Here is a 24,254-nt window from a genome sequence, read left to right as displayed (position 1 = left end):
TCTATAATTTTTGAATAAGCCCAATCCTTGAGGTAACGTTTTGTCATATGGCTGTTTGTCTATTTCCAAGCATTAAAAAAAGAAGAGAAAACCGGATTTTGGCTTTCCCTTCTATTTTTAACTGTTTATAATTTTATTTTTTTATCTCAACCTGCTTTGGCTTTGACCATTTGCCCTGATAAGTTTTCTCTCCTTTGACAACAATGGCTTTTGCTCTTGCATACAATTTTTTAGCCTTTATAAACTTGCTATTTGATACACTATATGTCAATTTCTTAGTTGTTTTTGTCACTATTGTCTTTTTAAACTTCTTATCTTTTGCAATCTGTACTTTGTACTTGGTTGCGCCTTTAACTCTCTTCAATGTAAGACTTATTTTCTTAGCATTTTTCTTTTTAATTGCTTTTTTAACAACTGCCTTTCCAACATTTACAGATGATTTTTCTGTAGTCTGACTTGGTTGTTTTTTAGTCGTTGTTTGTGCATTTGTATTTGACTCCTGTGGCTTTGTAGTTTCTACTGCTGATGTTGTCTCTGTTTTCTCAGTTGTAGTTTCTATTTCAGGTGTTGTCTCAACTGATGGTGTTGTCTCTGTTTTCTCAGTTGTAGTTTCTATTTCAGGTGTTGTCTCAACTGATGGTGTTGTCTCAACTGATGGAGTTGTCTCAACTACTGGTGTTGTTTCATTTTCTGCAGTAGTTGTTGGATTTGTAGTTGGTTCCTCGTATTCTGAATATGCAGGATCTGCAAGTTCTGCAGGTGTTTTTCCTGAGAGTCCAGGGTCTGCCTTAATTGACACAGTTTTCTTTAATCCAAATGATTCTACATTGTTACTTGTATACTGTGATCTTACTTCTACTTCATATGTACCTGTCGCAAGTCTGTTTTCATAGTAACTTGCCACATCCCCATTGATTCCTACCTTAATACAAACACCATCTACAAAAAGATTCAATCTCTGACCTGTTAAATCTGCCTCACCAGACCATGCAATAGTAAATCCATAGTCTATACCTTCTGTTAAAATTGAAAGTCCAAGTGGTAAATTTGGCTGATTTGGTTTGTCAAATGACTGTGCATTATCTATAACCTGACCTTTAACAGTAACCTTTGATGACTGACCAAATGATGTTGCCGCCAAAGCTGACTCTCTGCCTTCTGCATCCACTGCTGATAAATATGCCAGATATTCACCTGCCGATACACTTTCCAATATAACATTTGACTTGGTAATTCCGTCTACATATACACGTCTGTAAGGTGTACCTGTCTTTGCATCAAATAAATATAAATTGTATCCTACAACTGATGAATCTGCTGATGGAATACTTGCGTTTGATGATGCTGCCCATGCAACACCTAATTTATTGTCTGCCTGCGCCGGATTGTCAGCAGGAACTTCCGGATTTCCTGTAATATAACTTAATCCCGCCGGTGTTTTTGGACCTATGCAATTAACAGGATATGTGTAATTAAGAGTTGCTCCTGTTACTGTAAAACTAACTGTTTCTGATAAGTCTCCTTCTCCCATGCTGTTTACATTTGCGGCCTTTGCTGTATATGAACCTGCTGAAAGTCCACCTACTACACCGCCTTTTGTAGCATTGCCAATCTTTGTAACTTGCTTTCCATCCTTGTAAATATAAATAACTGTTGATGTAACTGTTGGATCATATCCAGCTACATTTGCTGGGTCATCGGCTCCTGCCCATGCAAACATAATTGCATTTTCAATTGTATCCGAACCACTTTTGCTATTAGCAACAAGTCCTATTACTTTCTTAGGTAATGCTGTTGCTGCACTTACATTGCTTGTTGGATAGTATGTAATCGAAGATACTATCATTGCAATGGCACAAATAATTGCACCAAATTTCTTTAACCCTTTCATTTCTTAACCTCTCTTTCATTTGATTAAATATTCATTGCAATTATACACTTTTAAAGAGTTATTTGTTAGTATCCTAATTTTATATATGGGATTAATTTTTTAGGAAAGTGTTTTAATTTTAAGATTTTCCATATATATGTACAAACACAAAAAACTCCTAAAAATGTAAAAAAAAAGCGCGAGACGGGTTGCGGTCATCCGGTGGATGACTCTGCGAAGCAGAAGCAACGACCGAGCCGGTAGGCGAGACATCGAACCCGCGCGGGTTCGATACACGTCGTGGGAACAAAATAACAAAAGAGGTATCCATTGGATACCTCTTAAAAAATAAAAGCGCGAGACGGGGATCGAACCCGCGACCCCCTCCTTGGCAAGGAGGTGCTCCACCACTGAGCCACTCGCGCAAATCTTACGTGCACATCACACGCAAAAAATAATATACTATACTCTTTATATTTTGTAAAGTCCTTTTTTATTTTTTTCGATAGTGCCTCACTAATATCTTTTAAGATGTCATCAGTAATCATCACTCCTTAGAATTCTCTAATTTACTTCTTAAATTTATATTTTCCTTTTCCATAACCAGATACCGGTTCAATAATATCCGCCTGCACCAAATTGGAAATAAGTTTTGAAGCACCTGAACTTTTCATCTCAAGAAGTTCCATAACTGCACTTCTTCCAAAAACTTCATCAAAACCAAACCCATCAAAAAGTCTATGGATATGAACTGTCGTTTTTATCGAGAAATCGCTGCTTTTTTCGGAAAGTATATTTTCAATATTCACCTTTTCGTCTTGAATGTCCACTTTTTTATTTTCAATGTCCACTTATATGAAGATTTCGATTATGAAGTTCTTTTTTCTCGTTCAAAAGCAAGTTTCTGGGAAACGCTTCCAAATATTCTGTTGTTTCGTGAATACCTTTTTGCAGGTTCGTATAGTTTGCACGAACGAGTGCATTTATTTAGATGTTTTGAGTCCGTCCAGCGCCTGAAGTCCGATTGCCGTACTCCAAGCATAACCTTTATAAGCTTTATCCGGTTCAGACTCCCTCAAATATTCCTTAAACGGGTCTTTTTCCATATCCACTACCTCTCTTCATAGCTTTTATAATTCAATCTTACCTATTTGTACCTTCTTTATCGGGTGTTTATTACTATTTTGCATTTCTCCTATACAACTTTTCTTAGGTCTGACAAATATATTTCATAACGATATTGCTTGTCAGTAAAATCATTTTTAATCTTCGTCACACTTATCCGTTTAATATTATAATTATATATTGAATTTTCAAACGTTTCAAGATTTCAACCACTAACTGTCAGTATAGTTATTTATCGTTACCCAAAAAGCGAGACGGGTTGCTGGTGTCCGGTGGACACCTCTGCGAAGCAAAAGCAACGTCCGAGCCGGCAGGCGAGACATCGAACCCGCGCGGGTTCGATACACGTTGCAGGAACAAAATAACAAAAGAGGTATCCACTGGATACCTCTAAAAAAATAAAAGCGCGAGACGGGGATCGAACCCGCGACCCCCTCCTTGGCAAGGAGGTGCTCCACCACTGAGCCACTCGCGCGCATTAAATGCAAGAATTACTATACTATAAGACTCAGCTGTTGTCAACAATTTTTTAATTTTCTCAACTTTTTCGACTTTTTTATTCTTATCTCGTCATTTCACTTATCTGTGCAAACAAATCCAAATCTTCCTGTTTTATCTTTACATTTGTAGTTAAATCCTGTCCGTCAGTGTAAGTAATTTTAACTTCAATTATAGTGTCAGGTGTTATTCCTTTTGCATTTGCTGCATTCAAAAACGGTACTAATCTTGGGTGATTATTTGAAAACTTCTGCCAAGCTCCTTTTATTTTAAACAATGCTGCCGGATTCATATTCTACCTCCTATATAATATGTATTGCCCCCGCCTTTCGGTCGACGGCTATTCGTCGAAAACATTTATAGAAAATGAACTTCGTTCATTTTGTTTCCTATTTTTACTATTGCTATTGTTCTTAATCATTATTTTAACTATTTAAATTAGTTTCATATTCTATTTTACAAAAAATTTATAAAACTATCTATGTAATAATCACATTCTTTTAATATTTCTTTTTCATCTTCCTTTGAGCGTTCCTCATATACTGCTGCTGTCTTAAAGCCGCCTTTTTTTGCTCCAAGAATTCCTGCAAGTATATCTTCATACACAACCGTATCGCATGGATTTGTGCCAAGCCTTCTGGCCGCCTCCAAATACACATCAGGATGGGATTTGCCTTTGTTCACTTCCTTTACCATTACAACTGCATCTATGAATTTATTTAAGCCTGTACGTTCTAATGTCTTTTCAAATAAAACTTTATCTGATGAAGTGGCAATGGCTATCTTTACGCCTTGATTGTGCAATTTTTCAACGTACTCATACGCTCCCTGTTTGCAAATTACATCATAAGCATATTTATCTTTTGCCATTTCAAACCATTCATTTACAATGTCGTCTATATCTTCACTTAACCCAAATCGGTCTATTGTGTATCTTGCCGTGCGATGTGCATCCATATGTGCTATTGCTTTTGTATAATCGTCAGGCACTTCAAATCCCCTTTTACCTAAGAAATCTAAATCTACCTGATTCCATACCCACATTGAGTCAAATAAAGTTCCATCCAGGTCAAATATAGCGCCCTGCATGTCTAATCTGAATTTTTCTTTGTTCATAAATCTCCTAATTTGTTATTTTCTGAAGTTCCTCTAATAAATTTCCAAATAATTCAAGTGCTGTCTCTATCGGTTCTGAGCTTGTCATGTCAACGCCCGCTATCTTTAACAACTCAATCGGATCCTGTGAACTTCCGCCTGTAAGGAATTTCATGTAATCCTCAACTGCCGGCTTTCCTTCCTCTAATATACGCTTTGATAACGCAATTGCTGCTGATAACCCTGTCGCATACTGATATACATAAAATGGATTGTAAAAATGTGGAATCCTTGCCCATTCAAGTTCAATTTCCTTATCTATTACAATGTCATCTCCAAAATATTCTTTATTAAGATTGTAATATATTCCACAAAGTCTGTCTGCTGTTACACCCTCACCATTTTGTACCATGCTATGGGCAATTTTTTCAAATTCAGCAAACATTGTCTGTCTATATAATGTTCCCTTAAACTGTTCAAGAAAATGATTTATCAAATAAGTTTTTTCTTCTTCATCTTCAGTAATTTTAAGCAAATGCTGTATAAGAAGCGATTCGTTACATGTTGATGCAACTTCTGCCACGAAAATCTTATATCCGGCATTTACATACGGCTGATTTGCGTCTGAATAATAAGAATGTATAGCATGTCCCATTTCATGTGCCAAAGTAAATACATGATCTAATGTTCCATGATAATTCATAAGAACATATGGATGTGTTCCGTAAGCGCCCCATGAATAAGCTCCACTTCTTTTGCCTTCATTTTCATACACGTCAATCCATCTGTTGTCAAATCCTTCTTCTAATACTTTAATATATTCTTCTCCCATAGGAGCTAAGCCTTCTAACACGATATCCTTTGCTGCCTCAAATGAATATTTTGTATCCGGTGCCTTAGCAATCGGAGTATACAAATCATACATATGAAGTTCTGAAACATCCAAAATCTTTTTTCTAAGAGATACATACTTATGCATCTTATCCATATTTTTGTGAACTGTTTCTATTAAATTATCATACACACTTTCAGGAATATTGCTTCCATACAGATACATTTCTCTTGCTGATGAAAAGTTTCTAACCTGTGCATAAAAATTTGCCTGATCCAAATTTGCTGCAAATGTAGCAGCCAATGTATTTCTCATCTTACCATAAGTTTCATATACACCTTCAAATGCTGCTTTTCTCACTTCCCTGTCCACACTTTCCAACAATGGCACAAAATTTCCGTGGGTAATTTCTATCTCTTCCCCTTCCTCCGTTGTAATTGAAGGGAATTTAATATCAGCTCCATTGTACATTGAAAAAATATTTTCCGCTGCATTTGCCATCTGTCTGCTTTTTGCAAGGATTGTCTCTGTCTTTTTATCAAGAGTATGATTTTTACCTCTTAAAATTTCACTAATGTATCTCTTATAAGTTTCAAGTTCAGGATTTTCATTAAAAAATATATTTATTTTTTCTGTTGTTATTTCTAATATTTCAGGTTCAGCAAATGCACTTGCGCCACTTATCTCCACCATTAATTTCTGTGCTCTGGCAGCAAATTCCTGATACATGCTGTTTGCCATATCCTGATGATATCTCATATTTGCATAAACATATAAACGCTCCATTAGCAAATTTGTTTCATCATTGAATTTAAGATATTCAAGAAGACTGTCTGCACTTTCTCCTAGTGTGCCTTCAAAATCTTCATACTGAAAAATCATTCTCTGGAGTCTTCCAAATTCCTCCTCCCAGAAATCATCACTTTCAAACATATCTTCAAGACACCATGTATCTTCTACTTTTTGCTCTATTCTCTTCATATTCTGTTCCTCCTAAAATATGTATTGCCTCTTCTTTAAGTCGGCAGCTAATCATCAGAAACCTTTATAAAAATAAACTTTGTTCATTGTGTTTTCTTCTACAAATATCCTAATGTACGCAATACAAAAACAATTAATGTTATTGTAAATGCTGACATCATAGTAGTTATTACTACCATACTGCTTGTAAGAGTTCCATCACACTTCATATTTTTTGCCATTATGTAACAACTTGGCGTTGTTGGTGAACCTAACATTATTACTAATGCCATTAACTTAGCATCTCTGTAACCAAGCCACACTGCAACAGGTAAAAATACAGCAGCCATAATTACAAGTTTTATGGCTGAACCTGTAACTGCCGGTCCCATTTTCTTTAATGCATTTGAAAATTCAAATGAGCCGCCAATCGCAAGCAAAGCTAAAGGTGTTGCCATTTTTGCTATATTCCCAATAGTATTATCTATCATAAGTGGGAAATCTACTCTGAAAATTGAAAGTAGCAATCCTACTACAATACCTATAATAATTGGATTTGTAGCAATACCTTTTATTGTATTTTTGACAGGTGAGCCTTCAATTTCTTCTCTTCTTGGGCTTTCTATTGTAAGCACTATTACAGAATATATGTTATAAAGCGGAACTGCCCCAATAATCATAAGCGGAACCATTCCTGTGTCACCATACATATTTAATACAAATGCCGTTCCAAGCACTGCCGCACTTCCCCTAAATGAACCCTGCACGAATTCCGGAACAAGACTTTTATCTTTTAGGAATGCTTTTGCAAGCGTCCATGTTGCGAAAAAACATAGTGATGTCACTATCATGCAATACAAAATATATTTGCCATCAAATTCCTGTCTAAAATCTGTATTCATTAAATCCTGTATCAAAAGGCATGGCAATGTAACTTTAAAATTTATTTTATTTGCGACCTTTATAAATTCAGGTGTTATCCAGCCAATTTTTTTCAAAACATATCCTACTACAATTACCAAAAATACAGGAACTGTAGCGTTGAGGCTGTATATCAAATTACTCATTATTTTGTCTCCTTAGTAATCATTTAAGCATTTATGATGAATGGCTGTTATCGTAAGATGTATAGTTGCCTTTGATTTACCTATCATCATATTATCAATCTTATTTATGATAAAAATATGAAATCACTTGCGAAGCATCGCTATTTCTTCCTTGTATGGAGGATATGAGTTCTTACTGTCATTTTCATCTTTAATATATGGAGTTTCCAAAATTTTAGGAACGCTCTCAAATTCAGGCAAATGAACTATTTTGTGCAATGTTTCAAAGCCAATATAACCTTTGCCGATATTTTCATGTCTGTCTTTACCTGCTCCAAGTTCATTTTTGCTGTCATTTATATGAAATACCGCAATCTGGTCTGTTCCGATTGTCTTATCAAATTTTTCTAAAGTCGCACTTAAATCATTTACCAAATCATATCCACTGTCATTTACATGGCATGTATCAAAGCACACTCTTAATTTATCATTGTATTTTACACCATCATAAATTCTTGCAAGTTCTTCGAAATTTCTTCCGATTTCACTGCCCTTTCCTGCCATTGTTTCAAGTGCAATATTTATCTTAGTATCACTCGTAAGTACTTCATTTAAACCTTCGATAATTTTGTTAATTCCTGCGTCTACTCCTGCTCCAACGTGAGAACCCGGATGAAGCACCATGCTTTTTGCCCTCATCGCCTGTGCTCTTTCAATCTCTTTTGCAAGAAACTCTACAGCTAATTCATAAGTTTCAGGTTTAACTGTATTTGCCAGATTAATAATATACGGTGCGTGAATTACCACTTCATCTATTCCATGTTCATCCATATATTCCCATGCTTTATCAATATTTAATTCACTTATTTCTTTTCTTCTTGTATTTTGCGGAGCACCTGTGTAAGCCATAAACACATTTGCACCATATGAAGCTGCTTCCTTTGCAGAACCAAGCATCATTTCTTTACCATTCATTCCAACATGGGATCCAATACGTATCATTTTACTTTCCTCTCATTTTTAATCAGTCCATTTGATATTTTACTACAAACATTCATACTTGACCACATCTGTAATATATTTAATCTCCATTACTTCCAATATTTTATCTCTAAAATTCTCCAAAATGTGATACAATAGTTTTATTGGAAACAGTTGTTGGGAGGATTTTTATGGGTTTAACAATTGAAAAAACTGTCCGTTCTGACCATATGGATGTACTAAAAAATATTGTATCCATTTGTTGTCAGAATGATTCGAAAAAATATTCCTTTTTTTACGAGGAGGATGACTCTTATTTATTTGGTCACCCGGGATTTTTTTATTTTAGTGATGACAGCAATAATATATTAGGATTTATTTGTCTTTCCGGAATCGACAGGCAAAACTTTGATGTATGTGGTTTTGTTCTGCCTGCCTATCGTAACAACGGAATTTTTTCTCAATTATTAACTGCTGTTAAAGAAGAATATAAAAATATCAATCTTTCATTTCCGCTTCCTGCTCATTGCAAAAATGCAGCTGAAGTTTTGAGAAAAAATAATTTCAGATACTCAGATACAGAATGTAAAATGTCTTTAAATTTGAAAAATTTAATCATTTATCCTTCTGAATTTGACATAGATATAACAGAATCAGGTAAAGGTGCGCAACAATGTGCATTTTTTAAAGACGACTTTTTTGTCGGTTCATGCTCAATAACTTTAATAAATGATTCCTATTGTATTTTAAGTGAAGTTGAAATTATAAAAAAATATCGTGGACTTGGACTTGGTGCACACTTAATTAACTGTCTGTTAGGTTATTTAGACGAAATAAATATTGACAAAATAATTCTTCACGTTACTAAAAGTAATATACCTGCATTCCGCCTTTATCAGTCGATGGGATTTGTTGTCGATTCAAGTCTTGATTACTATTGTCTTAATTTATAATAAAATAAGAAAGCAAGCTTAGTTTTCCCCATTTTTTGAGGAATAAAAAGAGCTTCGTATTTGTATCACTTTCAATTTTCAGATTTTACATCTGTTTTAAACTGATACATACGAAACTCTTTTTATTATTTTTCTGTATTTTTCTAATTATATTCCGCTGATTCTAAAGCATGCATATGATTAAATGGGAAATAAACGCACATTGCTTTTGCAATTATTTTATCTTTCTTTACATAAGTGTTATTCCAGTATCTTGCATCATTTGAAATATTTCTGTTATCACCCATTAAGAAATAACTTCCCTCCGGCACATTGTATTCGTTCTTTCCATCAGGAAGATTGCTTACATCATTTCCAACTGTCCATTCCTCAGGCAAATAATCTTCTTCTAATGGTTCTTCTGAATCATTTATGTAAATTTTTCCTTCTTTAATTACAACCTTATCACCAGGCAAACCGATTACTCTCTTTACAAATAACTGACTTTCATCATCCGGGAATTTAAAAATTACAATATCTCCACGCTTTATGTCGCCTGTTTTATATGCCAGTCTGTTACCAAGCATTCTATCTTTAGTCATAATTGTTGTTTCCATTGAACCACTTGGTACATTTGCATTAATTATTACAAAATTATTTACTAAAAATGCAATTACAACTGCCGCAATAAATATTCTAATCCAACTGAAAACTTCTTTCTTCAAGTCAAATGGTTCTAATTCTTCTAGTTTTCTTTTTATCTTTTTCTTTTCTTTCTTAGTCAAATTCGGGTCATTTAACTGTTCCTGATACTTTGCCCTCTCCAATTCTTTTTTCTTCAGTTCTTCTGCCTTCTTAGCCTCTTTCTCAGTCATATTTTCATTTATATTTTCACTCATGTCATTTCCTTTCCGAAGAAAAAAGTTATTTTCTCTTCCCCTAAATTCTTATTCATTATATCCACAAAAACAATGATGTGCAAGACTTCCTCCTTTAACTCTTTGTAAACTTGCATTAAGTTTTTGTGAACTTGAATATTTCTTATTAACATTTGTGAAAAATTTACATAAAAATAGGGCTGCTTTTTGCAACCCTATTTTTTATAAATTCGTATATCCCATAAGACTTTTATCAACAGCCTTTGCTGCTTCACGGCCTTCATGAATTGCCCATACAACTAACGACTGACCTCTATGCATATCTCCTGCTGTGAATACTTTGTCTACATTTGTCTGATAACTTTCAGGTGCTGTCTTGACATTTGTTCTTTCATTTACAGCAACACCAAATGCCTTTGTTACGTAATCCTGACTACCGAGAAATCCTGCTGCTATTAACACGAGCTGAGCCTTTACTTCATATTCACTTCCCGGTATTTCTACCATGTTAAATCTTCCCGTCTTTTCATCTTTCTTTGACTCTAATTTAACTAAAACAACTTTTTCAAGATTTCCATTTTTGTCTTTCTTGAATTCTTTAACTGTTGTCTGGTAAACTCTTGGGTCATGTCCAAATACAGCAATTGCTTCTTCCTGACCATAGTCTGTCTTGCAGACTTTTGGCCATTCAGGCCATGGGTTATTTGCTGCTCTTTCATCCGGTGCTTTTGGCATCATCTCTAACTGTAATACGCTTTTTGCTCCGTGACGGATACATGTTCCTACACAATCATTTCCTGTATCGCCGCCACCAATAACAATTACATCTTTACCTTTTGCTGAAACGAAAGTTCCTTCTTTAAGTCCGTTATCAAGCAAACTCTTTGTTGTTGATTTTAAGAAATCTACTGCAAAATAAATTCCATTTGCATCTCTTCCCGTAGCCTTAATATCTCTTGGATTTGTAGCTCCGCACGCAAGAATTACTCTGTCATATTCTTTCAATATCTTGTCTGCCTTTATATCTTTTCCAATATCTTTGCCTGTTACAAATTCAACGCCTTCTTCTTTCATAATATTGATTTTTCTATCAATAATATGCTTTTCAAGTTTCATATTTGGAATTCCATACATAAGTAATCCACCAACTCTGTCTGCACGTTCAAATACTGTAACATTATGTCCGCGTTTATTAAGCTGGTCAGCTGCTGCAAGTCCTGAAGGACCTGAGCCGATAACTGCAACCTTTTTTCCTGTTCTCATTGATGGAGCCTTTGCTGCCGCAAATCCTTTTGCATATGCATTTTCAATAATTGTATTTTCATTTGCTCTACATGAAACCGGATTTCCATTCAATCCACAGGTACATGCCTTTTCACATAAAGCAGGACATACTCTTGATGTAAATTCAGGAAAATTGTTTGTCTTGTGTAAACGATTATAAGCCTGTTCCATATTTCCATGATATAAAAGGTCATTCCACTCAGGTATAAGGTTATTTAGAGGACAACCTGATGCCATGCCTGCTAACATTTTACCTGACTGACAAAATGGAACTCCGCAATCCATACATCTTGCAGCCTGGCATCTTTGTTTTTCAAATGATAATGGTTCGTGAAATTCATTAAAGTTTTTTATTCTTTCTTTTGGTGAATAAGCCGGTGCATCTTCACGCTCATATTCTAAAAATCCTGTTGGTTTTCCCATTTTTCTTTCTCCTCTTCATTTAAATTTCTTCCATTAGGACATGCAGTTCGATTACGCAGCCTTCGCTGCTTCATCTCACTCGCTTTGCTATCCTACCTCTAACCGATAGGACAAGCAGTTCGATTCCGCAGCCTTTGCTGCTTCATCTCACTCGCTTTGCTATCCTACCTCTAACCGATAGGACAAGCAGTTCGATTCCGCAGCCTTTGCTGCTTCATCTCACTCGCTTTGCTATCCTACCTCTAACCGATAGGACAAGCAGTTCGATTCCGCAGCCTCCGCTGCTTCATCTCACTCGCTTTGCTACGCAAATAATAAATAATTACTTCCTTCGGCAGTACGTAAACGTCCTGCCGGCGTAGTAATTATTTATTGCTTGTCCTATCTTGTTGCCGCATAAAATGCTTCGATTTGTGCCTGTTCCGGATTTAATCCTTTTTCTTCCATTTTTGCAATGGCATTTAATATCTTCTTATAATCGTAAGGAATGATTTTCTTGAATTTTGGAAGATATTCTTCAAAGTTTTCAAGTATTTCTTTTCCTCGTACTGAGTTTGTATATTTAACATGTTCTTCAAGCGTTTTCTTTAATTCCTGAACATCATATTTATTTGACAACTCTTCTGTAGATACTAACTCTTTATTTGTTTTCATATATAAATCGTTGTTTTCATCAAGTACATAAGCAACACCGCCGCTCATACCTGCTGCGAAGTTCTTACCTACTTTACCGATAATTACTACACGTCCGCCTGTCATGTATTCACATCCGTGTTCTCCAACACCTTCTACAACTGCTGTAGCACCTGAATTTCTTACACAGAAACGTTCTCCTGCTACACCGTTTATATATGCACTTCCACTTGTCGCACCATATAAAGCAACATTTCCGATAATGATGTTTTCATCCTGCTTAAACTTAGATTCTTTAGGTGGTTTAACAACAATCTTTCCACCCGATAAACCTTTACCAAGATAATCGTTACTATCACCTGTAAGCTCTATAGTTAATCCCTTAGGAATAAATGCACCAAAGCTCTGTCCACCGGCACCGTTACATTTTACAACGTACATATCGTCATCTAATGTATCATTATATTTCTTTGTAATTTCTGAACCGAATATTGTACCAAACGATCTGTCTAAATTATTTACATCAACTTCAACACTCGCTGTCTTTTTAGCATCTAAAGCCTTACCTAATTTTTTCAATAATACAGTTACATCTTTTGTCTGCTCTAACTTAAAGTCGTATACATTCTTCTTATTGTACTGAACTCTTTCATTTGCAAAATCAGCATTGATTATCTTATCAAGATTTACTTCAGGTGCATGACCTGCAGTAACATTTTCTTTTACCTTTAACAAATCAGCTCTGCCAACTAATTCATCTACTGTTCTAACACCAAGTTTTGCCATGTATTCTCGCAGTTCCTGAGCTATAAATTTCATAAAGTTAACAACATATTCAGGTTTTCCTTTGAATCTCTTTCTAAGTTCAGGATTCTGTGTTGCCACACCAACAGGACATGTATCAAGGTTACATACTCTCATCATTACGCATCCCATTGTTACTAATGGAGCTGTCGCAAATCCATATTCCTCTGCACCAAGCATTGCAGCAATTGCTACATCACGTCCGCTCATTAACTTACCATCTGTTTCAACAATAACTTTATTTCTAAGACCATTTGCAATCAATGTCTGATGTGCTTCTGCTAATCCAAGTTCCCAAGGAAGTCCTGCATTGTAAATTGAGTTACCCGGAGCTGCACCTGTACCTCCATCAAATCCTGAAATAAGAATTACCTGTGCACCTGCTTTTGCAACACCTGCTGCTACAGTGCCAACACCTGCTTCCGAAACTAATTTAACTGAAATTCTTGAATCTCTGTTTGCATTTTTCAAATCATAAATCAGCTGTGCCAAATCCTCAATTGAATAAATATCATGATGAGGTGGTGGCGAAATTAAGCTTACACCCGGTGTTGAATATCTTGTTTTTGCAATCCAAGGATAAACTTTCTTTCCAGGCAAGTGTCCACCTTCACCAGGTTTAGCACCCTGTGCCATTTTAATCTGAATTTCTTCTGCACTTACAAGATATCTTGATGTAACACCAAAACGTCCTGAAGCAACCTGCTTAATCTTTGAACATTTGTTAAGTCCGTCTTTTCCAACAACTAAACGTTCAGGAGCTTCTCCACCTTCACCTGAATTTGATTTTCCGCCAATCATATTCATTGCAATTGCCATTGTTTCATGTGCTTCCTGAGAAATTGAACCATATGACATTGCTCCTGTCTTAAATCTCTTTACAATTGAATCAACACTTTCTACTTCATCAATTGGGATTCCACCATTTTCAGGATATTTAAAGTCAATTAATCCTCTTAAATGTACCGGACTCATTTCCTCGTCAATCATATGCGTATACTGTTTAAATAAATCATAGTTTCCTGTCCATGTTGCCATTTGAAGAGTATGAATTGTCTGTGGATTATATTTATGTTCTTCTTTTCCACTTCTTAATTTATGAGAGCCTGAACTTTCAAGAGTAAGGTCGACATCAAGTCCTAATGGATCAAATGCTTTTGAATGAAGTTCTTCAACATTTTCTTCAATATCACGCATTGTGATACCTTCTACTCTGCTTACAGTTCCTGTAAAATATTTATCAATTACTTCACTACTAATTCCGATTGCTTCAAAAATCTGTGATCCCTGATATGACTGAATTGTTGAAATACCCATCTTAGATGCTATCTTAACTATTCCATGAAGTATCGCATCGTTATAATCATCAATTGCTGCGTATGGGTCTTTATCAATCATATTTTCATCAACCATCTGTTTGATTGTATCATGTGCCAAATAAGGATTGATTGCACTTGCACCATAACCAAGTAATGTTGCAAAATGATGTACGTCTCTTGGTTCACCACTTTCAAGAATAAGTGAAAGTGTTGTTCTTTTCTTTGTTTTTACAAGATGCTGATGTACTGCTGATACAGCTAAAAGTGCCGGTATCTGTACATGATATTCATCTACACCTCTGTCTGAAAGTATTATGATATTTGCTCCATCCTTATGCGCTTTATCTACATCTACGAATACCTGTTCAATAGCTTTCTCTAATGCAATTCCTTTGTAATATACGATTGGAACCTTTGCAGCCTTAAATCCATCTACATTCATATTTTCAATCTTAAGTAAATCTGTACTTGTAAGAATTGGATTATGAATTTTTAATACCTTACAGTTTTCAGGTTTTTCTTCTAAGATATTTCCGTCTTTACCTATATAAACAGAAGTTGATGTAACTATTTCTTCTCTGATTGCATCAATAGGTGGATTTGTTACCTGAGCAAATAACTGCTTAAAGTAATTGTATAATGGATTCTTTGCTTCACTAAGTACTGCTATTGGTGTATCTTTACCCATTGCACTAATTCCTTCTGCTCCGTTATTTGCCATTGGAATTATCTTCTTTAAATCTTCATAAGTGTATCCAAAGTTTTTCTGTAATCTCTGTCTTTCTTCCTTTGTATATGATTCAACTTTTTTATTTGGAATCTTTATATCTTTCAAATATACAAGATTGTTATTTAACCATTCACCATATGGTTTTCTTGTTGCATATTCTTCTTTTAATTCATCATCATCAATTAATTTTCCATTTACAGTATCTACAAGAAGCATACGTCCCGGACGAAGTCTATCTTTTACTACTATTTTTGCAGGGTCAATTTCAAGGACACCTACTTCTGATGAAAGAATCAACTGGTCATCATCTGTAATATAATATCTTGATGGTCTTAGTCCGTTTCTATCAAGGATTGCTCCCATGTAATCTCCATCTGAGAAAAGGATAGATGCCGGTCCATCCCATGGTTCCATCATTGTTGCATAATACTGATAGAAGTCTTTTTTGCTCTGTGAAATTGTGTTGTTATTTTCCCATGGTTCAGGAATACACATCATTACTGCAAGAGGCAAATCTACTCCATTCATTACTAAGAATTCTAATGTATTATCAAGCATTGCTGAGTCAGAACCATTTGTATCTACTACAGGCATAACTTTCTGAATAGAATTTTTCATATATTCACTATCCATTGATTCTTCTCTTGCAAGCATGTTATCTGCATTTCCACGAATTGTATTTATTTCTCCATTATGAACAATAAATCTATTTGGATGAGCTCTCTTCCAACTTGGATTTGTGTTAGTTGAGAATCTTGAATGAACCATTGCTATAGCTGATTCAAAATCTTTACTCTGTAAATCATCAAAAAACATTCTAAGTTCTCCAACTAAGAACATACCTTTGTATACTATTGTTCTACTAGACATTGAAACTGTATATGTTCCAACACTGCTGTGTGAAAATACTCTTCTTACAATGTATAATTTTCTATCAAAAGGTAATCCTTTTTCTACATCTTCAGGTTTCTTTATGAAGCACTGCATAATGTATGGCATGCATTCAACTGCCTTAGTTCCTAAAATTTCAGGATGTGTTGGTACTTCTCTCCATCCTAAGAATTCAAGTCCTTCTTTCTCAACTATTATTTCAAGCATTTTCATTTCACGCTTACGGACAAGTTCGTCCTGAGACATAAAGAACATTCCAACTCCGTATTCTCTTTCATTTCCAATGTCAAATCCTAAATTCTTTGTAGCTTTCTTAAAGAACTTATGTGAAATCTGTAACAAAATACCTACTCCGTCACCAGTCTTTCCTTCTGCGTCCTTACCTGCTCTATGCTCAAGATTTTCTACTATCTTTAAAGCATTTTCTACTGTTTCATGAGATTTGATACCTTTAATGTTTACAACTGCACCAATACCGCAGTTATCATGTTCAAATCTTTCATCGTATAAGCCATCTTTTTTTGCTTTCTCAAATAATTCGTTTTGATTCATCGTATCCCTCCTGATAGTTAGAATATAAAAAAGGTACAAAGGACTGCCTCAGTTGCATAGCAACACTGAAGTACGCCTTTGTACCTTTATGCTTACTTTTTTATTTACTTAATTTTATAAACTATTTTTATGACAAAATCAAGTAAAATTAAGTAAAAAATACATATTTTTTTATTTTTTTTACTTTCTCTATTTTAAGTATGTGCCTTAACTTAGTTTGTCTTAACTAATTTAACCATTTGGTTTACTTTAGAAAGCCTTTTATAAAAAAATTCTTCCATGCAAAAATGCTTTTCTTTATGCACGGAAGAATTTTTATTTATTAACTATTAAGGAAATCCTTAATCTTCTTACTTCTAACAGGATTTCTTAACTTTCTTAATGCCTTAGCTTCAATCTGTCTGATACGCTCTCTTGTAACATTGAATTCCTTTCCAACTTCTTCAAGAGTTCTTGGATGTCCGTCTCTTAAGCCAAATCTTAAGATAATAACTTCCTTTTCACGTTCTTTCAAATCTTCAAGTAATACATCAATGTGTTCTCTAAGCATAACTGATTCAATGTTAGCTTCCGGAGTAACTGTATTGTTGTCTGCAACAAAATCTCCTAAGTTAGAATCATCTTCTTCACCGATAGGTGTTTCTAATGATGCAGGCTCTCTTGCTATCTGCATTATCTCTAAAACTTTTTCTTCTGTTATATCTAATGCATTGGCTAATTCCTGAGTTGATGGCTCGTAACCTAACTCTAAAGTTAATTTACGCTGCATCTTTGACATTCTGTTAATTGTCTCAACCATATGAACAGGTACACGGATTGTTCTTGCGTGGTCTGCAAGTGCTCTTGTTACAGACTGTCTAATCCACCATGTAGCATATGTACTTAGCTTATATCCTTTTTCGTAATCAAATTTTTCAACACCTTTTATGAGTCCTAAATTGCCCTCCTGTACTAAATCAAGGAAACTCATACCTCTTCCTGTGTATCTCTTAGCAATACTAACAACAAGACGTAAATTAGCTTCTATTAATTTGTCTTTAGCAACAGGATCGCCTTCTGATTTACGTTTGGCAAGTTCAAGTTCTTCTTCTGCAGTTAACAATGGAACTGTACCTATTTCTTTTAAGTACATTCTAACAGGGTCTTCTGTTCCGACACCTTCAAGTAAACCAACATTATCTAATTCAACAATTTCTTCTTCATCTTCAAAATCGTCATCTGTAGGTTCTAAATCAATAGGGCCTTCTGCTGCAAGTGTCAAATCTGCTTCTGTTGGTTCTGCATCAGATGCAGTTTCTTCTGCATTATCCACCTCTTCATTATCAGTATCATCTACCGCTTCCACATCAGTTTTCACACTTGTCTTCTTTGTTAATTTCTTTGTTTCTGACTTTCCGTCTGAATCACCTGTTTTAATTGTCAATCCATTTTCAATTATATACTCGGCAATAGCATCTTTACGTTCGCCTGTAAGTGGCATCCCCTGAAACATGTTATCAACATCAGCAGTTGTAACCACTCCACCATTCTTCTTGCCAAGTTCTACTAATTCTGTCAGTTTTTCTGTAAAGTCTTTCTTCTTCACTACAGCAATCCCTTTCTTTGAATTTGAATAACTCCGACTAATCATGAACTCATAAATATATAAAAACTCTCTTCGTCGAGATAGACCTATCCACATTAAGTGTTGGTTATTCAACTTACAATTATACGCATATGTTTAAAATCCGTCAACATTATTTTTAAATATTTTGTAAAAAAATACGCAAATTTGTATCAATGAGTAGATATTGCATAATTACTGTCTACTTATTATGAATATTTGGTAGGATTATTGGAATGCGTAGCACGGAACAATCCGTAAACATCAAAGTTGGTGCTTTTGATTTCAACATATTTTATTCTGAAATAATTTCTCCTCCGCAAAGCACATATCCATCCTGATATACAACTAAAGATTGTCCCGGGGTCACTGCTCTTTGAGGTTTGTCAAATTCACAATACAATTTTTCATCTTCCATCCACACAGTACAGTCTGCCCCTTCATGGTTATATCTTATTTTCGCAAATGCTCTTTGTTTTCCACTAATACTTTCCTTTGCCATCATATTAACATTGTGCGCAACTACTATCTTTTTAAACAGGGATTCATTGTCGCATACCACAATCTGATTCTTATTGGCATTGATTTCACAAACATACATATTTTTATTTTGCAATTTCAAACCTTTTCGCTGTCCGACTGTATAAAAAATAATTCCTTTATGTTTTCCAACAACTTCTCCATCCATTGTCACAATCTCTCCCGGTATTGCCCTTTTTCCTGTTTCTTTGTATATAAAATTTGCATATTTTCCATCGGGAATAAAGCACATATCCTGACTGTCTTTTTTATATGCAACAGGAATTCCTACTCTTTCAGCAATCTTTCGCACTTCATCTTTTTCATAGCTGCCAAGAGGCATAATTGTATGTTCTAACTGTTCCTGAGTCAGTAAATGTAATGCATATGTCTGGTCTTTTTTTGCCGTTTTTGAATTTTTAATTGCGTACCTTCCATTTTCTAATTTTTCTATCTTTGCATAATGACCTGTTGCAATATAATCCGCTCCTAAATTTCCTGCCTTTTCCCTTAAAGCCTGCCATTTTACATATCTGTTGCATACCACACAAGGATTAGGTGTCTTTCCGTCATTATAAGTTTTAACAAAATATTCTATAACATTCTTATGAAATTCTTCATTAAAATTAAGCACATAATGAGGAATACCCAAATACGCCGCCACTTTCCTTGCGTCTTCCACTTCTGCTATTCCTGTTTCTCCACTTTCAGGAATATCTTTCTGCCACACCTGCATTGTAACGCCAATTACATTGTAACCCTGTTTCTTTAATAAATATGCCGTAACCGATGAGTCAACTCCCCCTGATAACCCTACTACAACTGTTTTATTTTTCATTTTTGACCTCTTAAATATTTCTTATTTTTATAGACATCATGTTGTCTTTTTTCTTATCCTCTATTATAATATTTTTGTAAATAACTTCAAGTAAAGGAAAGGCCATTATACCATATGTAATGACTAATATTATACATGAATATTAAAATAGATAAACGTAGTCAGCGCACAAGGGAAGCTTTGAAGAAAACGCTTGCGCAAATGATGATAAAACAGAATATTAATGATATTACAATTAAAAATCTTGTTGTTCTTGCAAATATAAACCGTTCAACTTTTTATCTGCATTATACGGATATATTTGACCTATTACAAGAAATGGAAAACGACATTATTTCCCAGATTCAGAAGGTACTTGATTCCTATCCTTCATTATCGAGAGCTCAAAGTTACAGTTTTGTAACTGACCTGATTTCTGTTTTTGAAGCAAACAGAGATTCATTAAAAGCTTTAATGGGATATCACGGCGATGCATTTTTTATACAACGTATGGAAGACGTAATCGAAAGTAAGGTAAGAAAACAGATTAATCTTATATATTGTTTTAACAAATCAATTGCCCCTGAATATGTTTATTCGTTTTTAAGAAGCGGTTGTATTGGAATGCTTAAAACATGGATTTTTTCTGATTGCGTTACACCACCTGAAGAAATGGCTGTATTTGTATACAACACAGTCCATGATATTATCACAAGACTCATAGAAGATTCTTCTAAGTAATATATGAAAAATTTTTGATAAACATAAAAAATGAACACAAATTCGTTATCACTAAACGTAACTTATTTGTGTTCATCTTTTTTATCTTTTTATCGCAATCAGTTCTTCATCATCTTCTCTGTTGGTATCAGAAAATTCACTTATAAAACCATAAATATAATTTTCTTAAATACACTGAGGCCTAATTAATTTTTCCTTCAAATCATAATTTATTTTCCAGTCCGTAATCTTTCCAGTTTTCATATCACATTCCTTATATCTTGGTTCTACAGAATCTACCTCTGCCTCTGCTTTTTCTATTGTAGACACACCATTTGCGTCTTCTTATCCATACTTTCTACAAACAAAAAGCATTCAGACTTTCGTGTGGTTTATTACACATGAAATCCAAATGCTTTTTATAATTAATTTTATAAAATTCTAAATAAGCTAAATTTTTCACCCCGTATATCCCCACAATTAACTAAAATAATTTAATTTACATCATCAGCCGGTACAATTGGTGACCATCCATCATCCTGTCCCGGATATTCTTCTGAGTCGCCACTTACCTGTTCATCTGCTGTATTTTCGTTATTACCTTCGTTATCAGCTGCATTGCCATCTTCTATCATGTCTACTGAATCCCAATAATTCGTTTCGCCTTCAGCTGATTCATTATCCATTGAATTGTTGTCATCTGCCTCATCTGTCTGATAATTAGTTGTTGTCACTTCCATCTTATTCTCAGCATCTTTTCCGGTGCCTGAAGGATGTAACACAACAATCAAAACTACTGCTAAAATAACTGCCACAATTCCTACTATAATTATACTTTTTTTCTTTGACATAAATACCACCCCTTAGTACAGATAGTTTAATTTAAACATCATCCATACCATATGTCAATATTATTATTCATTTTCAATTTTATCTACATACTGAGACTTGTAATATAAGTAAAGTCCCTTATATTCCTCACTATGTTTGTCCATCATATGTCCATGCATATCATCTAAATGCAATTCTTTATTTACCCTCTTAGTAATATGCAAAGCTATATTTTCACAGTGGCTGGCAATTCTCTCAAAATTAGTAAGTAAATCTAATAAAGTAATACCTGCTTCTATGCTACATTGTCCGTTTTCCAATCTTGAAATATGATTGTCTTTTATCATATTTTTTAATCTTGAAATTATCTTAACCATTGGCTCTACTCTGATAACTGATATTTCATCATCTTCTTTAAATGCCTGGAATGTTGTATTAATAATAGATTCTATTGCATCTACTAAGACCTCAACTTCTTTTAACCCCTTATCAGAAAAATGAGCTTTTCTTTCATTCATTTCTTCCATAAGGAATGAAATATTTATACAGTGATCACCTATTCTTTCCAAATCTCCAACTGAATTTAATAATTCAGATACGACTCTTTTTCCATCTCCAGGAAGCTGTTTTGCATCTATCTTTAAAATGTATGAACTTAAAACGCTTTCACATTTATCAATAAAGTCTTCATTTTTTCTTGCTTCATCTAATAACTTAATATCAAAATGTTTAATGAGCTCGCATGCAATCTTATAGTTATTTGATATTGCATCCGTCATTGCCCACATAACTTCTTTACTCTGCTTTAAAGCTACTGTAGGTGTTTTTAATAACATTGGATCAAGTGTTCCAAGTTCTTTATCCATAAGAGACTCTTCTTCATTTCCAACAATCTTTCCTGTCAAATCACCTACTTTATCTGCAAATGGAAGTAAAACTAAACTTGTAACAAGGTTAAATCCTACATGGATAATAGCAATCTTACTTCTGTTTACAGTTTCTCCAAATATTGCTAAACCAAATGCTTCTTTACATACACAGAATATAACCATAAATGAAAATGCACCTATAATATTAAACAATAAATAGCTAAGAGAAACTCTTTTTGCTTTTTTATTTGCACCGATTCCACCTAAAATAATAGCAACACATTTACCAATGTTCTGACCGATAATAATAGGAATTGCAGTTCCATATGTTACTACTCCTGTAGCGGAAAGTGCCTGTAAAATACCTACTGAAGCAGATGAGCTCTGAATAATTGCCGTAAGTACCATACCTATTAAAAATGCAAGTAATGGATTACTTATTGTTCCAAACATATGCTCAATAGCTGCCGTAATCTGTGCATTACCGCTAAACACAGATTCCATTGTTGTCATACCTGTAAAAAGTATGCCAAGACCAACTAAAATTCCCGCTGTATCTTTTAATTTCTTTTTCTTAGAGAAAAGAATAATAAAAGCACCTACAACCAATAACACGCATGCTAAATATTTAGGCTTAACTAATTTTAAAATTAAAAGATTATCACCAACATCTCCTAAACTTAAAATAATAGCTGTCGCTGTACTACCAACATTGGCACCAAATACTACCGGAATAGCCTGTCCTAATTTCATAATTCCGGCATTTACAAATCCGATAAGCATAAGTGTAGTTGCCGCTGAGCTCTGAATAATGGCAGTTACCCCTGTTCCAAGGCCCCAACCTTTAATCTGTCCTGTTCTTTTGCTCTTTCCTGTTGTCAGCTTTTCCAAAATCTTTTCAAGACTTCCACCTGCTAACTTTTCAAGAGATGAACCCATAAGACTCATTCCATACAAAAACAGTCCTACGCCACCAAGTAACTCTAATACTAAAAGTACATAGTCCATAATTACTTTCTCCTTGCACACTATGTATTGCCCCCTCCCTTTGGTCGGTGGCTAATCGTCGGAAACACTTATATATAATGAATTTTGTCCATTTTGTTTCCTATGGAAAATAGATATTTTACTTCATTTTTTCTTATTTTTTCCTTGATTTTTACATATAATTTACATATCCATAGTCCATAATAACGAATACACATACTTTTTTCAATAAAAATTTTAATGTTATTTAAAGTTGTGAAATTATCTTTGCTATAGCATCCTCAGTGTTTGCAACTGTAATTCTGTCAGCCTTTTCTTTCAATTCTTTTACTGCATTACCTACTGCATATCCAATATCAGAACATTCAATCATATTTATATCATTTTCATTATCTCCAATTCCGATTGTAGTATGAATAGTATTTCCATTTTCTTTTCCTAAATGTTCTTTCAAATATTTTATTGCAATTCCTTTTCCACTGTCTATCGACTGCATTTCTATTCCTTCGGGCCAGCTTAAATCAAATCTGAATTTATCCCCAAATCTTATTTTTAACTGCTCCTGCAATTTTTTTGTTACATCAGCAGGTTGAATAAACAGATTTTTATATAAATAATCCGGAAGCTTTGTTATATATTCTTCCAAACTATTTTCATCATACTTATGTTCTGCCGGCTTATAACCTACACTTTCATATATGTTTCCACTTGTCCATATTTCCCATATTTGTGGCCATTCTTCATTTACATATCTTAAAACTTTAGCAAAACGCTCTTTCTCCATTTTCCATGAATTTAACATTTTCTCTGCGTTAATATCATAGAGTACCGCACCATTTAAGGATACTATTGGTGCATTAACCTTAAATTTATCTTTAAAATTATTTGCGAAATGAGGAAATCTGCCTGTAGCTAATGTAAATAATCCACCCTCTTTTTCAAAATATTTAATAGCCTCTGCATTTGCATCTGATACTTTTCCTTCATTGTCTGTCAATGTTCCATCGCAATCCGTGCAAATAAGATATCCCTTAAACTTATTCATATGTTTCTCT

Annotated in this window: 19 protein-coding genes and 2 tRNA genes; 2 read left to right on the top strand and 19 right to left on the bottom strand. The window is 34.4% G+C overall.

All coding sequences use genetic code 11. From position 1 onward, the window contains the following. Positions 1 to 133: 133 nt before the first annotated feature. The 10 genes from DWW96_RS07495 to DWW96_RS07455 form a co-directional block, all read right to left on the bottom strand. Positions 134 to 1,891, bottom strand: coding sequence for a hypothetical protein (locus DWW96_RS07495; RefSeq protein WP_117910001.1), 1,758 nt, complete (start codon positions 1,889 to 1,891; stop codon positions 134 to 136). Between the two features lie 332 nt (positions 1,892 to 2,223). Beyond that, a tRNA-Gly gene (locus DWW96_RS07490) sits at positions 2,224 to 2,295 on the bottom strand. Between the two features lie 144 nt (positions 2,296 to 2,439). Next, entirely contained in the window at positions 2,440 to 2,721 is a 282-nt protein-coding gene (locus tag DWW96_RS14415; protein WP_243003044.1) for a hypothetical protein, read from the bottom strand. Positions 2,722 to 2,853: 132 nt separating this feature from the next. Then, positions 2,854 to 2,982 (bottom strand): hypothetical protein, encoded by a 129-nt coding sequence (locus DWW96_RS14540; protein WP_278286574.1) that lies wholly within the window; start codon positions 2,980 to 2,982, stop codon positions 2,854 to 2,856. A gap of 416 nt (positions 2,983 to 3,398) precedes the next feature. Then, positions 3,399 to 3,470, bottom strand: a tRNA-Gly gene (locus DWW96_RS07480). Positions 3,471 to 3,557: 87 nt separating this feature from the next. Beyond that, entirely contained in the window at positions 3,558 to 3,785 is a 228-nt protein-coding gene (locus DWW96_RS07475; RefSeq protein WP_117910000.1) for a hypothetical protein, read from the bottom strand. Between the two features lie 164 nt (positions 3,786 to 3,949). Further along, positions 3,950 to 4,609 carry an HAD family phosphatase gene (locus DWW96_RS07470; protein WP_243003043.1) on the bottom strand — a complete coding sequence of 220 codons (660 nt, stop codon included), beginning with the start codon at positions 4,607 to 4,609 and terminating at the stop codon, positions 3,950 to 3,952. Positions 4,610 to 4,616: 7 nt separating this feature from the next. Beyond that, the gene (gene pepF, locus DWW96_RS07465; protein WP_117909998.1) at positions 4,617 to 6,401 is read right to left on the bottom strand and encodes an oligoendopeptidase F; all 1,785 of its coding nucleotides are present in this window, start codon (positions 6,399 to 6,401) and stop codon (positions 4,617 to 4,619) included. Between the two features lie 98 nt (positions 6,402 to 6,499). Continuing rightward, positions 6,500 to 7,447, bottom strand: a complete 948-nt coding sequence (locus DWW96_RS07460; protein ID WP_117909997.1) for an AEC family transporter — start codon at positions 7,445 to 7,447, stop codon at positions 6,500 to 6,502. Positions 7,448 to 7,570: 123 nt separating this feature from the next. Further along, positions 7,571 to 8,428 (bottom strand): deoxyribonuclease IV, encoded by an 858-nt coding sequence (locus DWW96_RS07455; protein WP_199522682.1) that lies wholly within the window; start codon positions 8,426 to 8,428, stop codon positions 7,571 to 7,573. Between the two features lie 170 nt (positions 8,429 to 8,598). Between DWW96_RS07455 and DWW96_RS07450 the strand changes: the two genes are divergently transcribed. Continuing rightward, on the top strand, positions 8,599 to 9,360 hold the full coding sequence (locus DWW96_RS07450) for a GNAT family N-acetyltransferase (protein WP_022087992.1): 762 nt from the start codon (positions 8,599 to 8,601) through the stop codon (positions 9,358 to 9,360). Between the two features lie 143 nt (positions 9,361 to 9,503). Here the strand turns inward: DWW96_RS07450 and lepB are convergent, their stop codons facing one another. The 5 genes from lepB to mnmA form a co-directional block, all read right to left on the bottom strand. Then, complete coding sequence (gene lepB / locus DWW96_RS07445; protein ID WP_243003042.1) at positions 9,504 to 10,238, bottom strand: signal peptidase I; 735 nt, start codon at positions 10,236 to 10,238, stop codon at positions 9,504 to 9,506. 201 nt (positions 10,239 to 10,439) lie between these two features. Continuing rightward, positions 10,440 to 11,924, bottom strand: coding sequence for a glutamate synthase subunit beta (locus DWW96_RS07440; protein ID WP_117909996.1), 1,485 nt, complete (start codon positions 11,922 to 11,924; stop codon positions 10,440 to 10,442). 381 nt (positions 11,925 to 12,305) lie between these two features. Continuing rightward, the gene (gene gltB, locus DWW96_RS07435; RefSeq protein WP_117909995.1) at positions 12,306 to 16,853 is read right to left on the bottom strand and encodes a glutamate synthase large subunit; all 4,548 of its coding nucleotides are present in this window, start codon (positions 16,851 to 16,853) and stop codon (positions 12,306 to 12,308) included. Between the two features lie 322 nt (positions 16,854 to 17,175). After that, the gene (gene rpoD, locus DWW96_RS07430) at positions 17,176 to 18,438 is read right to left on the bottom strand and encodes an RNA polymerase sigma factor RpoD (RefSeq protein ID WP_243003041.1); all 1,263 of its coding nucleotides are present in this window, start codon (positions 18,436 to 18,438) and stop codon (positions 17,176 to 17,178) included. Positions 18,439 to 18,751: 313 nt separating this feature from the next. Then, complete coding sequence (gene mnmA / locus DWW96_RS07425) at positions 18,752 to 19,813, bottom strand: tRNA 2-thiouridine(34) synthase MnmA (protein WP_117909993.1); 1,062 nt, start codon at positions 19,811 to 19,813, stop codon at positions 18,752 to 18,754. A gap of 135 nt (positions 19,814 to 19,948) precedes the next feature. Between mnmA and DWW96_RS07420 the strand changes: the two genes are divergently transcribed. Further along, positions 19,949 to 20,533 (top strand): TetR-like C-terminal domain-containing protein, encoded by a 585-nt coding sequence (locus DWW96_RS07420; RefSeq protein ID WP_117909992.1) that lies wholly within the window; start codon positions 19,949 to 19,951, stop codon positions 20,531 to 20,533. 165 nt (positions 20,534 to 20,698) lie between these two features. On the opposite strand, the gene DWW96_RS13985 is transcribed toward DWW96_RS07420, so the two are convergent. The 4 genes from DWW96_RS13985 to DWW96_RS07405 form a co-directional block, all read right to left on the bottom strand. Continuing rightward, a complete protein-coding gene (locus DWW96_RS13985) occupies positions 20,699 to 20,842 on the bottom strand; it encodes a hypothetical protein (RefSeq protein ID WP_158562665.1) in 144 nt (47 codons plus the stop codon). A 164-nt stretch (positions 20,843 to 21,006) separates the two neighbouring features. Further along, on the bottom strand, positions 21,007 to 21,363 hold the full coding sequence (locus tag DWW96_RS07415) for a hypothetical protein (protein ID WP_022087984.1): 357 nt from the start codon (positions 21,361 to 21,363) through the stop codon (positions 21,007 to 21,009). A 63-nt stretch (positions 21,364 to 21,426) separates the two neighbouring features. Beyond that, positions 21,427 to 23,220 (bottom strand): Na/Pi cotransporter family protein, encoded by a 1,794-nt coding sequence (locus tag DWW96_RS07410; RefSeq protein ID WP_117909991.1) that lies wholly within the window; start codon positions 23,218 to 23,220, stop codon positions 21,427 to 21,429. A gap of 226 nt (positions 23,221 to 23,446) precedes the next feature. After that, positions 23,447 to 24,244, bottom strand: a complete 798-nt coding sequence (locus DWW96_RS07405; RefSeq protein WP_022087982.1) for a Cof-type HAD-IIB family hydrolase — start codon at positions 24,242 to 24,244, stop codon at positions 23,447 to 23,449. Positions 24,245 to 24,254 lie beyond the last annotated feature (10 nt).

Source organism: Eubacterium sp. AF17-7 (assembly GCF_003461285.1).
Lineage (GTDB): Bacteria > Bacillota > Clostridia > Lachnospirales > Lachnospiraceae > Eubacterium_U > Eubacterium_U album.
This window is presented reverse-complemented; position numbering and strand designations above follow the sequence as displayed.